General features: G+C 72.4%; 17 protein-coding genes. 12 read left to right on the top strand and 5 right to left on the bottom strand.

Annotation, left to right across the window (positions count from 1 at the left end; genetic code table 11):
- Nucleotides 1-71: 71 nt before the first annotated feature.
- Nucleotides 72-686 (top strand): nucleotidyltransferase family protein, encoded by a 615-nt coding sequence (locus tag ABD817_RS07265; protein WP_344916288.1) that lies wholly within the window; start codon nucleotides 72-74, stop codon nucleotides 684-686.
- A 25-nt stretch (nucleotides 687-711) separates the two neighbouring features.
- Here the strand turns inward: ABD817_RS07265 and ABD817_RS07260 are convergent, their stop codons facing one another.
- On the bottom strand, nucleotides 712-1,605 hold the full coding sequence (locus ABD817_RS07260; RefSeq protein WP_344916286.1) for an endonuclease/exonuclease/phosphatase family protein: 894 nt from the start codon (nucleotides 1,603-1,605) through the stop codon (nucleotides 712-714).
- 203 nt (nucleotides 1,606-1,808) lie between these two features.
- Between ABD817_RS07260 and ABD817_RS07255 the strand changes: the two genes are divergently transcribed.
- The 7 genes from ABD817_RS07255 (at nucleotide 1,809) to ABD817_RS07225 (ending at nucleotide 7,904) form a co-directional block, all read left to right on the top strand.
- A complete protein-coding gene (locus ABD817_RS07255) occupies nucleotides 1,809-2,849 on the top strand; it encodes an LLM class F420-dependent oxidoreductase (protein ID WP_344916283.1) in 1,041 nt (346 codons plus the stop codon).
- 143 nt (nucleotides 2,850-2,992) lie between these two features.
- Nucleotides 2,993-4,120, top strand: a complete 1,128-nt coding sequence (locus ABD817_RS07250) for a M24 family metallopeptidase (protein ID WP_344916281.1) — start codon at nucleotides 2,993-2,995, stop codon at nucleotides 4,118-4,120.
- A 25-nt stretch (nucleotides 4,121-4,145) separates the two neighbouring features.
- Nucleotides 4,146-4,706 carry an elongation factor P gene (gene efp / locus ABD817_RS07245; RefSeq protein ID WP_344916279.1) on the top strand — a complete coding sequence of 187 codons (561 nt, stop codon included), beginning with the start codon at nucleotides 4,146-4,148 and terminating at the stop codon, nucleotides 4,704-4,706.
- A complete protein-coding gene (gene nusB / locus ABD817_RS07240) occupies nucleotides 4,706-5,116 on the top strand; it encodes a transcription antitermination factor NusB (RefSeq protein ID WP_344916277.1) in 411 nt (136 codons plus the stop codon). Before efp ends, nusB begins: the two co-directional genes overlap by 1 nt.
- A gap of 204 nt (nucleotides 5,117-5,320) precedes the next feature.
- Nucleotides 5,321-6,079, top strand: a complete 759-nt coding sequence (locus ABD817_RS07235) for a class I SAM-dependent methyltransferase (RefSeq protein WP_344916275.1) — start codon at nucleotides 5,321-5,323, stop codon at nucleotides 6,077-6,079.
- 55 nt (nucleotides 6,080-6,134) lie between these two features.
- On the top strand, nucleotides 6,135-7,355 hold the full coding sequence (locus ABD817_RS07230; RefSeq protein WP_344917227.1) for a DNA polymerase IV: 1,221 nt from the start codon (nucleotides 6,135-6,137) through the stop codon (nucleotides 7,353-7,355).
- A 147-nt stretch (nucleotides 7,356-7,502) separates the two neighbouring features.
- Nucleotides 7,503-7,904, top strand: coding sequence for a DUF3040 domain-containing protein (locus ABD817_RS07225; protein WP_344917225.1), 402 nt, complete (start codon nucleotides 7,503-7,505; stop codon nucleotides 7,902-7,904).
- 522 nt (nucleotides 7,905-8,426) lie between these two features.
- On the opposite strand, the gene ABD817_RS07220 is transcribed toward ABD817_RS07225, so the two are convergent.
- From ABD817_RS07220 to ABD817_RS07210, 3 genes are read right to left on the bottom strand one after another with little or no spacing between them, the layout of a single operon-like run.
- Entirely contained in the window at nucleotides 8,427-10,856 is a 2,430-nt protein-coding gene (locus ABD817_RS07220; RefSeq protein ID WP_344916274.1) for a transglutaminase TgpA family protein, read from the bottom strand.
- Nucleotides 10,853-12,109, bottom strand: a complete 1,257-nt coding sequence (locus ABD817_RS07215) for a DUF58 domain-containing protein (RefSeq protein ID WP_344916273.1) — start codon at nucleotides 12,107-12,109, stop codon at nucleotides 10,853-10,855. The genes ABD817_RS07220 and ABD817_RS07215 overlap by 4 nt, the downstream gene beginning before the upstream one ends.
- Complete coding sequence (locus tag ABD817_RS07210; RefSeq protein WP_344916272.1) at nucleotides 12,106-13,083, bottom strand: AAA family ATPase; 978 nt, start codon at nucleotides 13,081-13,083, stop codon at nucleotides 12,106-12,108. The genes ABD817_RS07215 and ABD817_RS07210 overlap by 4 nt, the downstream gene beginning before the upstream one ends.
- A 492-nt stretch (nucleotides 13,084-13,575) precedes the next feature.
- Here ABD817_RS07210 and mraZ point away from each other — a divergent pair, with 492 nt between their 5' ends.
- The 3 genes from mraZ (at nucleotide 13,576) to ftsL (ending at nucleotide 15,736) form a co-directional block, all read left to right on the top strand.
- A complete protein-coding gene (gene mraZ, locus ABD817_RS07205) occupies nucleotides 13,576-14,007 on the top strand; it encodes a division/cell wall cluster transcriptional repressor MraZ (RefSeq protein WP_329093076.1) in 432 nt (143 codons plus the stop codon).
- Nucleotides 14,008-14,232: 225 nt separating this feature from the next.
- Nucleotides 14,233-15,249, top strand: coding sequence for a 16S rRNA (cytosine(1402)-N(4))-methyltransferase RsmH (gene rsmH, locus ABD817_RS07200; protein WP_344916270.1), 1,017 nt, complete (start codon nucleotides 14,233-14,235; stop codon nucleotides 15,247-15,249).
- Nucleotides 15,250-15,292: 43 nt separating this feature from the next.
- Nucleotides 15,293-15,736 carry a cell division protein FtsL gene (gene ftsL / locus ABD817_RS07195; protein ID WP_344916268.1) on the top strand — a complete coding sequence of 148 codons (444 nt, stop codon included), beginning with the start codon at nucleotides 15,293-15,295 and terminating at the stop codon, nucleotides 15,734-15,736.
- 199 nt (nucleotides 15,737-15,935) lie between these two features.
- On the opposite strand, the gene ABD817_RS07190 is transcribed toward ftsL, so the two are convergent.
- Entirely contained in the window at nucleotides 15,936-16,499 is a 564-nt protein-coding gene (locus tag ABD817_RS07190) for a hypothetical protein (protein ID WP_344916266.1), read from the bottom strand.
- Nucleotides 16,500-16,872: 373 nt separating this feature from the next.
- On the opposite strand from ABD817_RS07190, the gene ABD817_RS07185 reads away from it, so the two are divergent.
- Nucleotides 16,873-18,603 carry a peptidoglycan D,D-transpeptidase FtsI family protein gene (locus ABD817_RS07185; RefSeq protein ID WP_486389319.1) on the top strand — a complete coding sequence of 577 codons (1,731 nt, stop codon included), beginning with the start codon at nucleotides 16,873-16,875 and terminating at the stop codon, nucleotides 18,601-18,603.
- Nucleotides 18,604-18,623 lie beyond the last annotated feature (20 nt).

The following is an 18,623-nucleotide window of genomic DNA, read 5'->3' as shown; positions in this document are numbered from 1 at the left end:
CGGGGATTCCGGTGAGGCCCCCGGCCGGGGACGCCGGAGGGGACACAGTGGGGGATGCCGGAGGGGACACAGTGGGGGATACAGAGGGGGACGCGGGCGGGCGCCCGGTGAGCGCCGGGCTGCTGCTGGCCGCCGGATCCGGCTCCCGGCTCGGCACTCCCAAGGCGCTGGTGGACTTCCACGGGGAACGGCTGGTGGACCGGGGGGTACGGGCGCTCCGTGACGCCGGCTGCCGTCCCGTGGTCGTGGTGCTCGGCGCGGCCACCGCACGGGTACGGGGAGCGGTGACCGTCCACAACCCGGAGTGGAGCTCGGGGATGGGCTCCTCGCTCAGGGCCGGTCTGGGGGCGATCCCCGCCACCGCCGACCACGTGGTGATCGCCCTGGTGGATCAGCCGTTCGTCGGCCCGAGGGCGGTGGAGCGGCTCATCGGGGCCGCGGCGGAGGGCGCCTCGGTCGCCGTCGCCACCTACGGCGGTGCGCGGCGCAACCCAGTGCTGATCGCCAGGGAGCACTTCGAGGAGGTCGCCCGGCTCGCGACCGGCGACGCGGGCGCCCGCCCGTTCCTGAAGGCCCGTCCGGAGCTGGTCGTCGCGGTCCCCTGCGACGACGTCGCCGACCCCGCCGACATCGACACCCCGGCCGACCTGTCCGCGCTCCGGGCCCGCCCGGACCGCGCCACCTGAGCCGCCCCGCCCCCTCGGGGAGGGGCTAAGCGGCCAGGCGCAGTGAGGCGACGGCGGCGCGGTGGTCGCTGCCCGCGGCCCGCTCGACGCCCGCCCTGGTGGCGACCATGCCGCGGTAGAGGATGTGGTCGGGGCGGGTGACGGGGAAGGACGCGGGCCAGGTGAAGCCGAATCCCGTACCGGCCTCCTGCTGGGCGTCCGACAGCGGCGGCACCAGGCCGGAGCGCTTGCGGTCGGTGGTGGCGGTGTTGAGGTCGCCGAGCAGCAGCAGGTGCTCGCTGTCGTCCCTGTCGACCATCCTGCGGGCGTAGGAGAGGGTCTCGTCGCGCTGGGCGGTCTGGCCGGGGCGGGCGGAGGCGAGGTGCATGACGTACACGGTCAGCCTGCCCTTGGGGGTGACGACCACCGCGCGCAGCGCCCGCGCCCAGTCGAGGCCGATGTCGGCCTTGCGGGCCTCGGCGATCGGGAACCGGCTCCACAGGCCGACCGTGGCGATCCGGTAGCGGTAGGGGAAGCGGTCGTTGAGGACCTTCGCCGCCGGGCCGCCGGCGGTCAGCTCCTGCACCGCGACCAGGTCGCGGTCCCTGGAGACGGTCCGCATGGCGTCGGCCGAGTCGGCGTTGGTCGCGCCGACGTTGAGCGTGACGACCGACAGGTCGCTGGGCCCGCCCGGCGGGCTGCGCAGCAGCGTCGGGCCGAACATGAGGCCCCACACGGTCGCCGGGACCAGCGCCGCGAGGATCACCTGCCACGAGCGGGTGGCCAGCGCGCCGACCAGCAGGACCGGCACGACGGCTCCGAGCCAGGGCAGCAGGCTCTCCAGCACGGGTGTGAAACCGCCCAGCTCAGGCAGGAGCCGGTGTCCCCCGAGTGTCAGGGCGAGCGCTCCCGCCGTCACGATGATCGACTGCCTCAGCACACCGCTCCTCGTCCACCCCTCCGGCGGTCACCTGCCGCCGGGACACCCGCCCTCCGGGGTCCCCTACCCCGGAATGCGTAGGCTACCGGCCCGGCGACGACGGCGCGGGGCTTGGTGCTTCTGCGGTGAGTCGATAATCTTTGTCGTCGAGACAAACGGAACAACATTCGGTTTCGTCGGCACCGCGGAAGGACGATCTCACGATGCGCATCGGTATGGCCCTGAACTACTCGGGGGGCTTCAAGGAGACGGTGGCCGAGCTGGCCGACTACGAGAAGGCCGGTCTCGACATCGTCTTCGTCGCCGAGGCCTACGGTTTCGACGCGGTCAGCCAGCTGGGCTACATCGCCGCCAGGACCGAGAGGCTGCGGATCGCCGCCGGGATCCTGCCGATCTACTCCCGCACCCCCGCCCTGCTGGCGATGACCGCCGCGGGTCTGGACTACGTCTCCGACGGCCGCTTCACCCTCGGCCTGGGCGCCTCGGGCCCCCAGGTCGTCGAGGGCTTCCACGGCGTCCCGTACACCGCCCCGCTCGGCCGCACCCGCGAGGTCATCGAGATCTGCCGTCAGGTCTGGAGGCGCGAGCGCCTGACCTACGAGGGCAGGCACTACACCGTTCCGCTCCCCGCCGGGCAGGGGACCGGCCTGGGCAAGCCGCTGAAGCTCATCAACCACCCGGTCCGCGAACGCATCCCCGTCGTGATCGCCGCCATCGGCCCCAAGAACGTCGAGCTCGCCGCCGAACTGGCCGAGGGCTGGGAGCCGATCTTCTACATGCCGGAGAAGGCCGCCGACGTGTGGGGCGCCTCCCTGGCGGCGGGCAGGGCCAGGAGGGACCCGGCGCTGGGCGAGCTGGACGTGATCGCCCAGGCGGCGCTGGCCATCGGCGACGACGTCTCCGGCTGGCTGGAGCTGGGCCGCCCGATGGCCGCCCTCTACATCGGCGGGATGGGCGCCAAGGGCAGGAACTTCTACAACGACCTCGCCCGCAGGTACGGCTACGAGAAGGAGGCCGAGCAGATCCAGAACCTCTACCTGGACGGCAGGAAGGACGAGGCCGCCGCGCTCGTACCGTACGAGCTGCTGGAGAAGACGTCCCTGATCGGCTCCGAGGGGCACGTCCGCGAGCGCCTGCGGGCCATGCGCGAGTCGGGCGTCACGACCGTCAACGTCGCCCCGCTGGCCGCCACCCACGAGGAGCGCGTCCGGCTCATCGAGAAGGTCAGGGAACTCGCCTCCTGACCCGGCCTCCCCACTGGCGTACGGGCGGGGCCGCGGCCGAGGTGGCGACATCGGTCCGGCCCGGCCTCTCCCACCCGGCCCCTCCCATCGGCGTACGGGCTGAGGTGACGACATCGGTCAAAGCGGTTAATAGCATGCGTACCATGACCGCCACCCACGCCCGGCGCCGCGCGAACCTCGCGGCCCTGCTGCCCGCTCACGAGGCGGACGCGATCCTGGTCACCGGCGGCGTGAACGTGCGCTACCTGACCGGCCTGGCCAGCTCCAACGCGGCCGTCCTGGTCAGGGCCGACGCCACCGCCACGCTGGCCACCGACTCCCGCTACCTCGGGGCCGCCCGGCGCGTCTGCGCCGACATCGAGGTGATCGAGAGGTCCGACGTCGCCGGGGCCCTGCTGCCCGAGACCGGCCGGACGGGCATCGAGGCCGAGCACATGTCCGTCGCCGGTTACTTCCGGCTGGGCGGGGAGCCCCCGCGGCTGTCCGGGGTGGTGGAGTCGCTGCGCCTGGTCAAGGACGACGAGGAGATCGGCCTCGTCCGTACCGCGTGCGAGCTCACCGACCGGGCCTTCGCCGAGGTCCTGCCCGAACTGCGCCCGGGGCTGACCGAGAAGGAGGTCGCCAGGGCGCTGGAGCGCCGGATGGTCGAACTGGGCGCGGACGGGCTCGCCTTCGACTCGATCGTCGCGAGCGGGCCCAACGGCGCGATCCCGCACCACTCGCCCTCGGACCGGCCGCTGGAGCGCGGGGACCTGGTCACCATGGACTTCGGGGCGCTGTACCGGGGCTACCACGCCGACATGACCAGGACCGTGGCGATCGGCGAGCCCGCGGGGTGGCAGCGCGAGCTGTACGACCTGGTCCACGCCTCCCAGCGGGCCGGGGTCCTGGCCGCCCGGACCGGCGCGGCGCTCCACGAGGTGGACGCCGCCGCCCGCGACCTGATCGGGGAGGCGGGGTACGGGGAGTTCTTCAAGCACGGCCTCGGCCACGGCGTCGGGCTGCAGATCCACGAGGCGCCGTTCCTGTCCCCGAGAAAGCCCGAGGACTCCCGGGGAGAGCGGGACGGCTCCCCGACGCCGGAACGATCTTCACGGGAACCGGAGCGCGACCATGAGCACGCTAGACTAGAGGATCGAGTTCCGGTAACCGTCGAACCCGGGGTTTACCTTCCCGGCAGGGGCGGCGTCCGCATCGAGGACACGCTCGTGGCGCGCGATGGCGGGCCGGAACTTCTCACACGGACGACCAAAGAGCTGCTCGTCCTTTAAGAGCGGCCGTACGCAGGAGAGACTAGTGGCGACGACGAACGACCTCAAGAACGGCCTGGTGCTCAAGCTCGACGGCGGTGAGCTCTGGGCCGTCGTGGAGTTCCAGCACGTCAAGCCCGGCAAGGGCGGCGCGTTCGTCCGCACCAAGCTCAAGAACGTGCTATCGGGCAAGGTCGTCGACAAGACCTTCAACGCGGGCGTCAAGGTCGAGGTGGCCAACGTCGACAAGCGCGAGATGCAGTTCTCCTACATGGACGGCGACGACTACGTCTTCATGGACACCGAGAACTACGACATGCTCCACGTCAGCAGGGTCGCGGTCGGAGACTCGGCCAACTACCTGCTGGAGAACATGCTGGCCACCGTGGCGATCAACGAGGGCAACGTCCTCTACGTCGACCTGCCCGCGGCCGTCGAGCTGCTCGTCGCCGAGACCGAGCCCGGCCTCCAGGGCGACCGCTCCACCGGCGGCACCAAGCCCGCCACGCTGGAGACCGGCGCCGAGATCAAGGTGCCGCTCTTCATCACCACCGGCGAGAAGGTCAAGGTCGACACCCGCACCGGCGATTATCTCGGCCGCGCCTGATGTCGGCACGAGGTAAGGCGCGCAGGCGCGCGCTGGACATCCTCTTCGAGGCCGAGGCGCGCGGCGAGGACCCGCTCAGTGTCCTCGCCGAGCGCCTCGAACGGGCCGAACCGCCCGTGAACGAGTACACCACGACGATCGTCGAGGGCGTGTGCAGGCACCGGTCGCGCATCGACGAGCTGATCACCACCTACTCCGAGGGCTGGACGCTCGACCGCATGCCGGCGGTCGACCGCAACCTCCTGCGCGGCGGCACCTACGAGCTGCTGTGGATGCCCGACGTCCCCGAGGGCGTCGTCATCAGCGAGTGGGTCAGCCTGGCCTCCGAGCTGTCGACCGACGAGTCGCCGCAGTTCGTCAACGGCCTGATGGCCCGTTTCAAGCAGCTCAAGCCGTCCCTGGCGCTCTAGCCGCCCCCACGGGGAGCCCGGGTCTCCGGTCTCCCCGCCCCGGCGCGCCGCCCGAGGCGTCCCCTTTCCTCCGGGCTTGCCGGCGGGATCCGTCCGCGTCCGGAAAAAGACTCGATCAAGCGGGAGTATGGATACTCCTTGGGCCGCGCCGGGGGGCACGCGGCGTAGGCTGGGCTCGTCACCGGATGAGGAGGCGATCTGAAGTTGCACGCCGTAGGCATCTCACGGCAGACGGGCACCCCCGCGGTCCGCACGGCGGTCGTGTGGGACGTCCTGAGTGCCGTGCTGGCCGAGCGGATGGCCGCGACGGGCCGTGAGCGGCTCGACATCGTCGACGCCGGGGGCGGTACGGGCGGTTTCGCCGTCCCCCTGGCCGATCTGGGGCACGCCGTGACGGTCGTCGACCCCAGCCCCGACTCGCTCGCCGCGCTGGAGCGCCGCGCGGCGGAGGCGGGGGTGGAGGTGCGCGCCCTTCAGGGCGACGCCGCGGATCTGGGGGAGCTGCTGCCGGCCGGCGGCACCGACCTGGTGCTCTGCCACAGCGTGCTGGAGTACGTGGAGGACCCGATCGGCGCGGTGCGGGCGATGGCCGGCCTGCTGCGCGAGGGCGGCGTGATCAGCGTCCTCGCCGCCAACCCGCTCGCCGCCGCGCTGCACCGCTCCATCGCCGGCAGGTTCGACGAGGCCCGACAGGTCCTGGACGACCCCGAGGGTCGCTGGGGCGACCGCGACCCCACCCCCAGGCGTTTCGGCCGCGAGGCCCTGGAGCGGCTGCTCACCGCGACGGGCTTCGCGCCCGGCGAGGTGCACGGCGTGCGGGTCTTCGCCGACCTGGTGCCCAGCAGGCTGCTCGACGGCGAGCCCGGGGCCGGCCGCGCCCTGGTCGCCCTGGAGCAGGCCGCGGCGGCGCACCCGGTGCTCCGCGACATCGCGACCCAACTGCACGTGCTTGGCCACCGTTGAGCGCCGCGTCGAACGCGTGTTCCCGTAGGATGGCGGTGTGTCGAGAAAGCAGCAGATGCCGCGTCCGGCTTCCGATCTGGGGACGGACGACACCGGCTGCCCGATCCTCCACGTCGACATGGACGCCTTCTACGCGGGCGTCGAGCTGCGCGACCGCCCCGATCTCCGGGGCACCCCCGTCATCATCGGCGCGCCCGGGGCGCGCGGGGTGGTGCTCAGCGCCACCTACGAGGCCCGGAGGTTCGGGGTGCACTCGGCGATGCCCATGACCCGGGCCCGACGGCTCTGCCCCCAGGCGGTGATCATCCCGCCGAGCCGGGGCAAGTACGCGGAGGTCTCCCGGCGCGTCATGGAGATCTTCCAGACCTTCACCCCCGAGGTCGAGCCGATCGCCTCGGACGAGGCGTTCCTCGACGTCGGCGGGGCGCGCAGGCGTCTCGGCCCGCCGACGGCGATCGCCCGGATGATTCGCGAGCAGGTCGTGCGCGAGCAGGGCATCACCTGCTCCGTCGGGGTCGCCAACAGCAAGTTCGTGGCCAAGCTCGCCTCCCGGCACTGCAAGCCCGACGGCCTGTTCGTGGTGCCCGCCGACCGGGTGGTCGACTTCCTGCACCCGCTGCCCGTGGCGGCGCTGTGGGGCGTCGGGGAGCGCACCGAGCGGTCGCTGGCCTGCCTCGGCATCAAGACCGTCGGAGACCTCGCCAGGGTCCCGGTGGAGACGCTCCAGCGGGATCTGGGCCAGGCGGCGGGCGCGCACCTGGCGGCGCTCGCCTGGGGGCGTGACGAACGGCCGGTGACCCCCGACGTCCCCGACAAGAGCATCGGAGCGGAAGAGACTTTCGCCACAGACATCGCCGACCCCGTGGAGATCCGCAGGGAGCTGCTCCGGCTCTCGGAGCGGGTCGCCGCCAGGCTGCGGCGGGGCGGCAGCGTCGGCCGCACGGTCAGCGTCAAGCTCCGCCGCGCCGACTTCACCACCCTCACCCGGTCCCGGAGCCTGCGCGAGCCCACCGACGTCGCCAAGGTCCTGTACGACGTCGCCCGCTCCCTCTACACCGCCTCCGGCCTGGAGAACGAGCGCCTGAGGCTGGTCGGCGTGCGGGTGGAGAACCTCGGCCCGGCCGCCGGGGCGACCCGGCAGATCGAGCTCGGAGAGCGCGAGACGGGCTGGCGGGAGGCCGAGCGGGCGATGGACCGGGCGGCCCGTAGATTCGGTCACGACGCCGTGCTTCCGGCCTCCCTTGTTCGCCCGCCGTTTGATGGAGTGGATCCATGACGCCGCCTCCGGTTTGGACTACGTTGGACGTTTTCTTTCGTCTACGTCTACAGCCTCGTATTCTGGGGATAACCGACCGCGAGGTTCGGACACCCCGTGTCGTCCGTCACCGTCTTCCCCGTCCTGGGGCTGTCCTTGGGAGGCGCCGTGCCGCTCTCTGAGCACGAGCAGCGCTTGCTCGACCAGATCGAGCAGGCCCTCTACGCCGAGGACCCGAAGTGGGCCAATACCGTCAGGATCAGTGATCCGCGCAGCCACTACAGGCGCCGCCTGGTGAAGGCCTCCATCGGCTTCATCCTGGGCGTCGTCCTGCTGATGGTCGGCGTCGTGATCATCAACATCCCGCTCGGCGTCGGCGGTTTCGTGGTCATGCTCGCCGCGTGTCTGTGGGGTCTGTCCAGCTGGAAGCGGATGAACGGGTTCGGTGAGGCCAACGCGGCCACGCCGTCCGATCAGCCGCGAGGCAAGGGAGGGCGCCGTCCGGGCTCCCGCCAGAGCTTCATGGAACGCATGGAGGAGCGCTGGCGCCGTCGCCACGACGAGCGCTAGCCCGCCAGGGTCCGCCACCGTCCGCGGCGGATCTCCCTGACGATCCCCCTGTGACGACGAGGGTCACTCCCGGTGCGGGAGCGGCCCGCGTCATCCACCGAGTCCGCCCCCCGCGTGCCCCGGCGGCTCCGGGCTCGCCGTTCCCCGCACCCCCGGTGATCGACGTCCGCCTTTCGGCGACCGGTGCCCTCCGCGCCTGCCGGAGCCGCCATCCCGTATGCCCGGCTGATCGGGTCGATCGCTTCGCGTCCCCGGTGGCTTCGGGGTTACGGTTCCGTATTTCCGGCCGGTCGGGTCGATCGCTCCGCGCCCTCGGCGGGCCGGGGCCACGGCCGCGTTCTCGGACGCTCGGAGCTCGCCGCCCCGGTGCCCCAGGCGGTCCCGGAGTGGTCTCCTCCAGTCGAGGGTCCCCCCCAGTGCCCCCAGTGCCCCCAGTGCCCCCAGTGCCCCCGATCGACCGGGGCCTTGCCCTCCCTTGGTGATCGGGACGCGCCGTCGCGCGTCCCGATCACCAAGGGGCGCTCAGGCGCCCTTCCTGGCCGGTCTACGGAGCCGGAGGTTCTCCAGCCGGTCGAAACCGTCCAGCACCCGCCCGCCCATCGCCCGCATCCGCAGGAGCGTGGAGGGCGGCAGCAGCACCGCCCTGATCCGTCTGCCGCGGGTCACGGTGGCCGCCAGCGCCCGCCGTACGCTCCGCATGTCCTCGCGCAGGGTGCCGATCTCGCCCGGGGTCCTGGCGTAGAGCATCCGCTCCACCGCCGAGGCGATCCGTGCCAGCGCGGCGGCGGCCTCCGGCTCGAACACGTACTGCTCCGCCAGCCGCCTGGCCAGCGCGCGCGGGCTCTCGCTCGCCTGCCGTGACATCCCGTAGTCGCACAGGGCGTCGTCGAGCTCGGCCCACGCGGCCGCCACCGCCGCCTCCCGGCGGGTCTCCCCGCCCCCCGCCCTGACCACCGCGGGGGAGGCGGTATCGCCGGGGTTCGGGTCCCCGGCCCGCCGTGAGTAGGACCTGCCACGACGGACCCGCAGCTGCCAGCGGATCAGCCCGGGGATCAGCGCGACCAGCAGCGCGATCGCGACCCCGATGCCGATCCGCGCGGCGAGCGGCATTCCCTCGTCCACCGGGGTGAGCGCGCCGCCGAACTCCCGGTCGAGCATCTCCTCGCGGCGGTCGGCCGCCGACCCGGTGGGCGAGTCGGAGCCGGTGGGCTCCGGCGACGGTGCCGCGCTCGGCTCCTCGGGGGTGGCCGGTGCCACCTCGGGGCGGGTGTAGGACGGCACCGTCGCGCTGCCCTGGCCCGCTCCGCCCGCCGGGGTGGGCTCGAAGCGGAGCCAGCCGGTCCCCTCGAAGTACAGCTCGGGCCAGGCGTGCGAGTCGTGGGTGCGCACCTGCCAGCCGCCGGAGGTGACGGTGCCCCCGGTGTAGCCGATGGCGACCCGGGAGGGGATGCCCAGGACGCGCGCCAGCACCGCCATGGAGGCGGCGAACTGCTCGCAGTAGCCGGTCCTGTTACGGATCAGGAAGTCCGTCAGCGCCGGGCCGTCGTGCCCCTGGGTGGCCAGGCTGTAGACGAACCCGCCGGTCTCGGTGAAGAACTCCTGCAGCTGGATCGCCTGCTCGTACGCGCTGGCCCCCCGCTCGGTCTCCTGGAGGGCCAGCTGCCTGATCGCGTCCGGCAGGTTCTCCGGCAGCGCCAGGTAGCGATCCCTGATCGCCGTGGCGGGCGGCGCCGCCGCCTTGAGCCGGTCCGCCGAGGGCTCGGGCTCGGCGGTGACGGCCTGGTACGTCAGGCCCCCGGCGGTGTTCCGCGTGGAGAAGACCATGAGCGTGTCACGGTCGGGCCGCCAGTCGCCCGCCACCGTGACCTTGGACACCGGGTAGGGCAGGGGAAGGAAGCTCAGCCCCCTGACCTGCGCGTTCACCGTGACACTGAGGGTCGCCGGCGTGACGGGCACACTCGCGCCCTGGCCGGGAGGCAAGGGCATCGGCGCGTCGGAGGTCCGGTCCTCCGGGCGGCCCCTGGGCTCCGACATCGTCCACTGCTCGCCGTCGAAGATGTCGAGCGAGTACATCCTCAGGTAGCGCGGCGTGCTGTCACTGGCCTTGTAGGTCAGGACGGTGGAGTTCTCCGGCAGCGACAGCTGGCCGCGTAGGTTGACCATCGGGTTCGGGATGCTGATCGAGTTGCCGCCACCCCTGCCGTTGCCCACGCCGAACCCGAACAGCGGATCGGGCTCCAGGGTGGGTAGCAGCGCGGGCAGCAGGACGGCGAGCGCGATCGCGGTGAAGCCGATCCGCTTGCCGGAGAGCCGCAGCGGCCCGGTGTCGGAGGGGCTGGGCCGGGTGACGGTGAAGGACGACGTGCGGCGCACCAGCACCGCCCGGCCCCAGTGGCTGACCCGTTCCCGCCCGTCGGCGACGAGGATCCCCAGGTAGCCTACGGCCCCGATGATGAACGCCGGCCAGCTGATCGGCTCGGAGACCACCGCCGCCGGGACCGTGAACAGCGCCAGCAGCGGCAGCCCGGCGAGCGCCGCCCTGCGCAGCCGCGCGGCCAGCAGGTCCACCAGGATGGCGATCAGGCCGACGCCGCCGCAGGTGAGCAGGACGATGCCGGTGCTGTCGGGCACCGGGGCGGCGAATCGCTGGATGTCGGTGAAGCCCGTCGTCAGCAGCGCGTCCAGCCTGGCGAGCGAGTCCCAGGTGGGGAGCACCCGCGCCCACGCCTCGTCCCCGGCGAACGCCGCCGTCAGGTAGAGGAACACCGCGAGCACCTGCACGGGCGGCGCCAGCCAGCCGGGCAGCGTGTAGTGGCCGGCCAGCACGCCGATCCCGGTCACGATCAGGATGGCGCCCAGGCTCGACCAGAACCAGGCGCCGCCCTGGAAGAGCGGGTAGAGCGCGATCGCGACCGCTCCCGTGGCCACGCCCGACGCGATGGGAAGTCTCATGAGCCACCCCTGCTCGCCGCGAATCGTCCGCGCTGCGCGGCGTCCTGCCACACGCTCGCGATGGAGCCGCCGGCGGGCAGCCGCACGACGCGCCAGCCCGTCCCGGTGAACACCGACCGCGCCGCCTGGAACTCCTCGTCCTCGTCCAGCTCGGGATTCTCCCATCCCGCCACGTCCAGCATCACGGCCACGCCGGTCACGTTGCCGTGCCTGGCCCTGGCCAGCTCCTGGGCCTGGTCGAGGTCCATCTTGCCGAGCACGGCCACGATCAGGCCGTCGCCGCCGCCCTGCCGCAGCGCGCCGACGCCGTACTCCAGCGACCGCGCCGTGCTGGCCCGTACGACGGCCAGGGTGTCCAGCAGCGACAGGCTCAGCCCGCTGTCGGTGAGGTGCTCGGCCCCCTGGTCGGTGACCAGGCGCAGGCCGAGACCCTCGTGGGCGAGGTGCACGCCGATGGAGGCCGCGGCCGAGACCGCCGCCTCGAACGACGAGCGCGGGCCCTCGCCCCGGTGGGCGTAGCGCCGGGTGTCCAGCAGCAGCGCGCCCCTGCTCTGCCACTGCTGCTCCTCGCGCCGCACCATCAGCTCGCCGTGCCTGGCGGTCGAGCGCCAGTGCACCCGCCGCAGGTCGTCGCCCTGCCGGTACTCGCGCGGCGCGACGTCGTCGTCCCCCGCCGCCGCCACGCTCCTCGTACGGCTGTCGCCCCCGCCCGTCCACTCACCGGCCAGCCGGACGTGGGGCAGCGCCACCACGTGGGGGGTCACCATCAGCGTGTCGCTGATGGTGAACGACCTGGTCAGCTCGACCAGGCCGAAGGGGTCGCTGATCCGGACGGAGAGCGGCCCGATGCCGAAGCGCCCGCGCAGGTCGGAGCGGACCCGGTAGTCGATCTCCCGGACGCCCTGCGCCTCCACCCGGTCCAGGACGAACCTGGGCCGGGCGCCGAGGGCGTAGGGAACGGTGTCCTCGATCATCAGCAGGCCGGTCGGCAGCCGGGTGATGTTCTCCAGCCGCAGCGTCACGGTGGCCTCGCTGCCCACCTCGGCCCTGGGCGGGTCCAGGCGCCGGGCGCAGCTCAGCCGGTAACGGGTGCGGGCGACCACCATGGCCGCCAGCAGCGGCAGCGAGACGACCAGCACGCCGATCCTGAGCAGGTCGTGCTCGCCGAGGATGAAGGCGCACAGCAGCGCCGCGACGCCGGACGCGAGGAAGGACCGGCCGCGGGCGGTGAGCGCCTTGAGGCCGGAGGTCACCGGGCCTGGGCCTCGGGTACGGGTACCCGGCGGACCAGGTCGGCGATCACCTGCTCGGGCGGGCGGCGCTGCCCCTGGGCCTCGACGCTGGGCAGCAGCCGGTGCGCCAGGACGGGGACGCACAGCTCCTGCAGGTCGTCGGGGATGACGTAGTCGCGGCCCGCGAGCGCGGCGTGCGCCCGCGCGGCCCTGACCAGCTGCAGGGTGGAGCGGGGGGAGGCGCCCAGCCGCAGGTCGGGGGACTGGCGGGTGGCGGTCACCAGGTCGATCGCGTACTTCTTGATCGGCTGGGAGACGTAGACCCCGCGCACCGCCTCGATCAGCGCCTTCACCTCCTCGGTGGTGGCCACCGGCTCCAGCTTGTCCAGCGGGGAGGCGGCGCCGTGCACGTCGAGCATCTCCAGCTCCGCGGAGGGCGCGGGGTAGCCCATCGCGATCCGGGCGGTGAACCGGTCGCGCTGTGCCTCGGGAAGGGGGTAGGTGCCCTCCATCTCGATCGGGTTCTGTGTCGCGATCACCATGAAGGGGGAGTCCAGCCGGTAGGTCGCGCCGTCGACGGTGACCTGGTGCTCCTCCATGCACTCCAGCAACGCCGACTGGGTCTTCGGCGACGCCCGGTTGATCTCGTCACCCACCACGATGTTGGCGAAGACCGGGCCGGGCTTGAACTCGAACTCCCTGGTCTGCTGGTTGTAGGCGCTCACTCCGGTGATGTCGCTCGGCAGCAGGTCGGGGGTGAACTGCACGCGGCGCACCGGGCAGTCGATGGACCGCGCCAGCGCCTTGGCGAGCATGGTCTTACCGACTCCGGGTACGTCCTCGATGAGGAGGTGTCCCTCGGCGAGTAGTACGGTCAAGGTCAGGCGGACGACGTCGCTCTTGCCCTCGATCACCGATTCGATCGACTGGCGGATCCGGTGCGCGGTGACAACAAGATCATCGAGCTGTGGTGAGACGTCATGGGTTACTGCCACCAGGCCTCCATGAGGGTGCGGCGGTTGCGCGCCGGGGGGTTGCCGTTGCGGAATCTTTGCGATCCCGTAACTCATTCTGCTTACCGACACTACGGCGCCATACGTTCCCACGGCGACTTTATGCGGTCATCAGGGATGATTCCGGGTAAGTAGCCATAGTTTGTGCCGCGACCGTCGTGATCCTGTACGGATGGCGTGCCGATCCCGTGACGGCGCGAAGGTTCCCGCCTTCCACCATTCTTCACCGCCCTCCGGCTTATTTCATGATCTTTAGCCTATTCGGCGGCCTTACTCGACACGCCCATGGCATATGAGGGGTCGCTTACCCCCTCCACTCCGCACCACCCCATTTGAACTGGGGAAATGTCGGCGAAACCCGTCGTGAAGAGGCGTGGAATCAGTTGACGGTGGAGAGAAGTGGAGTATGGTGGTGCGCAGTGGAGGGCAGGGCTGCGACGCCTGGTTCTCCACTGGGCACGGGAGGTGAGGCCGGTGTTCCTCGGCACCCACCACCCGCGTCTCGATGACAAGGGACGGCTGTTCCTGCCGGCGAAGTACCGCGAGGAGCTGGCGGAGGGTCTGGTGATCACCAAAGGCCAGGAGCGCTGCCTCTACGTCTTTCCCGTAGAGGAGTTCCAGCGCATAACCGAGGCTCTGCGCACCGCGCCGGTGACCGCCAAGGCGGTCCGCGACTACAGCCGTGTCCTCTTCGCCAGCGCGTCCGACGAGGTCGCCGACAAGCAGGGCCGGATCACCGTTCCACAGGCTCTGCGCGAGTACGCCAGCCTGCGCCGCGACTGCGTGGTCATCGGGGCCAACACCCGGCTGGAGATCTGGGACGCGGCCGCCTGGAGCGCCTATCTGGCCGACCAAGAGCAGGCTTTTGCCGATCTGTCGGAGGAGGTGCTGCCAGGGATTCTGTGACTCCACGGTCGACTCATCGGTAAAACGTCGTTCGGCGAGGTCTCCACCCGCAACCACCTGCCCGTCAGCTGATGCACCTTCCCCGGTGTCAGGTGACGGGTGGACACGCGGGTGCGGATGGGGACCTGGCCGGACGGCCCCGAGGGTGGGGGCCAGTTTGCAAGACACCGGTGAGCGTCCGCCGCTCGTCCACGCGACGAGGCGGGAAAAAGGGGGTTGCGCTTCATGCGCGCCGAGAACCACAACCATGATCTCCAAGCGGACTTCCAGGCGGATCCGCAGGCATCCGGGGGTCATGTCCCCGTCATGCTCGACCGGGTGCTGGAGTTGCTCGCTCCGGCGCTGGCCCGCCCCGCCCCCGTGCTCGTCGACGCCAACCTCGGACTCGGCGGCCACGCCGAGGCCCTGCTGGCCGCGCACCCCTCGCTCCACCTGATCGGGATCGACCGCGACCCCACCGCCATCGAGCGCTCCACCGCCAGGCTCGCCCCGTACGCCGACCGGATCACGCTGGTCCGCGCGGTCTCCGACGAGCTTCCCGAGGTGCTGGCCGAGGTGGGCCGCCCCCGCGTCGACGCCGCGCTGTTCGACCTGGGTGTCTCCTCCCCGCAACTGGACGAGGCCGAGCGCGGTTTCGCCTACTCCTACGACGCGCCGCTGGACATGCGGATGGACCGCGACGAGGAGCTGACGGCCGAGGTCGTGGTCAACACCTACCCGGCCGCCGAGCTGATCCGGATCCTGCGGGATTACGGAGAAGAACGATTCGCCCCGCGTGTCGCGCACTTAATCATCAAGGAAAGGGCCAGAGAGGCCATAACGTCTACCAAGCGGCTTGCGGAGATCGTCAGGACGGCGATCCCTGCCGCTACCCGCAGGACCGGGGGCAACCCCGCCAAAAGGACTTTCCAGGCGTTGCGGATCGAGGTGAACGCGGAGTTGACGGCGCTGGAACGCGCGCTCCCAGCCGCGCTCGACGCATTGACGCTGGGCGGGCGCGTCGTCGTGCTCGCGTACCACTCCCTTGAGGACCGGCTGACGAAGCAGGTCATCACCGCGCGGACCAGGGACACCGGCCCCGCCGGCCTCCCCGTCCCGCTGCCGGCTCACCAGCCGCGGTTCGCGCTCCTGACAAGGGGAGCCGAGCTTCCGAGCGAAGAGGAGGTGGCCCGCAACCCGCGGGCGGCCTCCGCCCGGTGTCGGGCGGCAGAGAGGATCCGTGAGGCAGTTGACGAGGAGTGAGACAGACGTCCGACGCGCCGCGCCCAGCCGCGGCGCGCGCCCTGTGCGCGTCCCCCGCGCGGTGCCGCAGGGATACGGGACCGGCCCGGCCAGGCCCGCGCCCGCTCCGGCCGCGCAGGTCAAGGCGCCCCCCGCGGCCCGCCGCGCCCGGCCGCCGAGGGCTCCCTTCCTGCTGCTCGTGGTCGGCCTGCTCTGTGGCGGCCTGGTCAGCCTGCTGCTGCTGAACGCCGTGCTCGCCCAGGACTCCTTCCGGGCCAACGGGCTGCGCAACGAGATCAGCGACCTGCGCAACCAGAAGGAGAGCAAGCAGAGCGCCATCATGCGGCAGGAGATGCCCGCGGCGGTCGCGAGGAACAACGAGCTCCAGGGGCTGGGGCCCGACTGGGACACCGCGCGCGTCATCGACCCCGCCAGGCCCGCCGTCGGGGCCGCCGGCGACGTCCAGACGCCCGCGGGGCAGGAGCGAGTGCCGGGCACGGGCCAGTGAGGGAGACCGGGGGGCCGGGTCCGGGACAGGGCCGAGGCGGTTCCGCGGGAGGACCGGCCGGAGGATCGGGCCGCCGCTCTCCCGGCGGTCCCGGCCGTACGGCCAGGCCGGGCGGTTCCCCGGACGTTCCCGGCAAGCCGCGCCGGCCGGGTTCCGGCGACGCCGGTCCCTCCGGCGCTCCCGGCGTGCCCGACAGCCCTCAGAAACCGGTCTCCCCGCGCAGGCCTCCGGCCTCGGGCGCGTCCGGTTCCACCGGCAGGTCCGGTTCCGGTGCTTCCGGCCGCGCGGGCTCCTCGGGCGGGGCGCGGGACGCCGACGGGGCGGCCGGGTCCGGTTCGCCGGGCAGGTCGTCCGGCTCGGGCCGCGCGGGTTCCCCCGGCAGGCCGTCCGCCGGTTCCGGCAGGGGGGCTCCCGTCAGGGGACAGGGCGGTTCCTCCAGGGGGCGGCCGTCCTCCGCCGACGGCCCCGGTAAGGGAGCCGACGGCCTCGGTAAGGGACAGGGGGCCGGGCGGTCCGGCAGGCCCGGTTCCGCCGCGAGGCCGTCCGCCTCGGGCGGATCCGGCAGGGCGCCCGCCTCGGGCTCGTCCGGCAGGACGGGCTCGTCCGGCAGGCCACCGGCCCCGGAGGGCTCCAGCAGGCCCGACAACGACAGATCCGATAAATCCGATAAATCGGTAAGGCCAGGCAGGGCGGGCTCCCCGGCGAGGCCGTCGGCCGCGGGTTCGTCCGGCAGGCCCGGTTCCCCGGGCAGGCCGGGCTCCACCGGCAGGCCCTCTCCCGGCGTGCGACCGCCCGCTTCCGACGGGCCCGGCAGGGGCGGTCCCCCCGGTGCCTCCGGTGCCTCCGCTTCCGGGGCCTCCGGCAGGCCCGGCCGTCCCGGGACGCCGGGCAGGACCTCCGCCCCCCAGCCGGGCAGGCCGCCGGGCCCCGCGGCGCCGCGCAGGTCCCCGGGGCCCGAGGCCCCGCGCGGGCCGGTGCGGTCCTCACGGGCGGAGGGGCCGCCGGACCCGCTGGGCTGGGTGCGTTCCGCGCCGAGGCGCGGGGGCGAGCGGCCCGGGGATCACGAGCACACCCGCATGACGCCGCGCGGCGGTGGCGGTGGCAGGCCGCCTCGGCCTCCGGCGCGCCCGTCCGCGGTGCTGCGCCTGGGCAACCCCCGCAGGCGCATCGGCATCGGCCTGATGGCGATGACCTTCGTGCTGTCCATCTTCGCGGGGCGGCTCGTCCAGCTCCAGGGCCTCGACTCGAAGGTCTACACGGCGGAGGCGGCCAAGCAGCGCGTACAGGGCGAGAAGCTGCCCGCCAGGCGAGGGTCGATCACCGACGTCAACGGCCACGAGCTCGCGCTGACCCTGGAGGCCCGCGAGGTCTTCGTGGACCCGTCGGAGGTCTCCGCCGACCAGCGCGACCGGGTGGCCACGATCCTGGCCAAGGAGCTGGGCACGCCCAAGGAGCCGATCGCCGCCAAGCTGGCCCAGAGCACCAGCCGCTACCAGCAGCTCGCCGCGGCCGTCGACCCGGTGCTCGCCCAGCGGATCATGGCGTACGACCTCAAGGGCGTCGGCAGCAAGCACCGCTACCGGCGCGACTACCCCGGCGGCGACCTGGCGGGCACCCTGCTGGGGTTCGTCGGCACCGACGGCACGGGGCTGGCCGGGCTGGAGAGCACCTACGACAAGCTGCTCGCGGGCAGCGACGGCGAGCAGGTCATCGAGACGGGTGCCAGGGGGCAGCGCATCCCGATGACCCGCAGCACCGTCCGGGCGCCGGTCGAGGGCAGGGACGTGCGGCTGACCATCGACCGCGACGTCCAGTGGGCCGCGCAGAAGGCGATCGGCGAGCAGGTCAGGGCGACCGGGGCGCGCACCGGCAGCGCCATCGTGATGGACGTGCGGACCGGCCGGGTGATCGCCATGGCCAACGCGCCCGAGCTCGACCTGAGGAACTGGATGGACTCTCCCGGCGCCGACCGGGTCAACCGGTCGGTCACGGACGTGTTCGAGCCGGGCAGCACCAACAAGGTCATCACCGCCGCGGCGGCCCTGGAGTCGGGGGCCGTGCGGCCGGAAAGCCTGTTCACGGTCGCCGACGAGATCAGGTGCGCCGACCGGGTGCTGAAGGACTCCCACCCGCACCCCACCGAGCGCCTCACCTTCTCCGGCATCGTGGCGACCTCCAGCAACGTGGGCACGATCCTCGCCACCCAGAAGATCGGCGACGAGAAGCTCCACTCGATGCTCCAGCGCTTCGGGTTCGGCGCGAAGCCCGGCACCGGGCTGCCGGGGGAGGAGGCCGGGCTCCTGCCCGACTGGAAGAGCTGGTCGGGCAGCCAACGCTGCACGATCTCGTACGGCCAGGGGGTCTCGGTGACGGCGCTGCAGACGGCCAGCGTGTACCAGACCATCGCCAACGGCGGGGTACGCGTCACCCCGCAGATCGTGGCGGGCACCACCGGGGAGAACGGCGCGTTCACCCCGTCCCCGCCGGGCAAGCGGACCCGGGTGGTCGGCGAGCGTACGGCGCGGGAGGTCGCCACCATGCTGGAGGCCGCGGTGAGCGAGGAGGGCACCGGCAACCTCGCCGCGATCGACGGCTACCGGGTGGCGGGCAAGACGGGTACCGCGATGCGCTACGACACCAGATGTCAGGGTTATTGCGGATATACCGCGACATTCGTTGGTTTCGCGCCGGCGGACAAGCCCCGCCTGGTCGTCCTGGCGGTCCTCCAGGACCCCCAGGAGGGCCACTACGGTGGGGAGATCGCCGCCCCGGTCTTCAAGAAGGTGATGACGTTCGCGCTGAAGAGCGGGAAGATCCCGCCGACCGGAACCAGGCCGTCCCCGGTGCGGATACGCGCCGGAGAGTGACGAGTGAAGGTACGCTCTCG

The organism is Streptosporangium oxazolinicum, assembly GCF_039537505.1.
GTDB lineage: Bacteria > Actinomycetota > Actinomycetes > Streptosporangiales > Streptosporangiaceae > Streptosporangium > Streptosporangium oxazolinicum.
The sequence above is the reverse complement of the archived record's forward strand: the minus strand, read 5'-3'. Positions and strand labels throughout refer to the sequence as shown.

Excerpts from the sequence above, each read along its gene's own strand:
- ABD817_RS07255 (WP_344916283.1), top strand. The coding sequence starts at position 1,809 with ATGCGCATCGGTATGGCCCTGAACTACTCGGGGGGCTTCAAGGAGACG.
- ABD817_RS07250 (WP_344916281.1), top strand. The coding sequence starts at position 2,993 with ATGACCGCCACCCACGCCCGGCGCCGCGCGAACCTCGCGGCCCTGCTG.
- nusB (WP_344916277.1), top strand. The coding sequence starts at position 4,706 with ATGTCGGCACGAGGTAAGGCGCGCAGGCGCGCGCTGGACATCCTCTTC.
- ABD817_RS07230 (WP_344917227.1), top strand. The coding sequence starts at position 6,135 with ATGCCGCGTCCGGCTTCCGATCTGGGGACGGACGACACCGGCTGCCCG.
- ABD817_RS07220 (WP_344916274.1), bottom strand. The coding sequence starts at position 10,856 with ATGAGACTTCCCATCGCGTCGGGCGTGGCCACGGGAGCGGTCGCGATC.
- rsmH (WP_344916270.1), top strand. The coding sequence starts at position 14,233 with ATGCGCGCCGAGAACCACAACCATGATCTCCAAGCGGACTTCCAGGCG.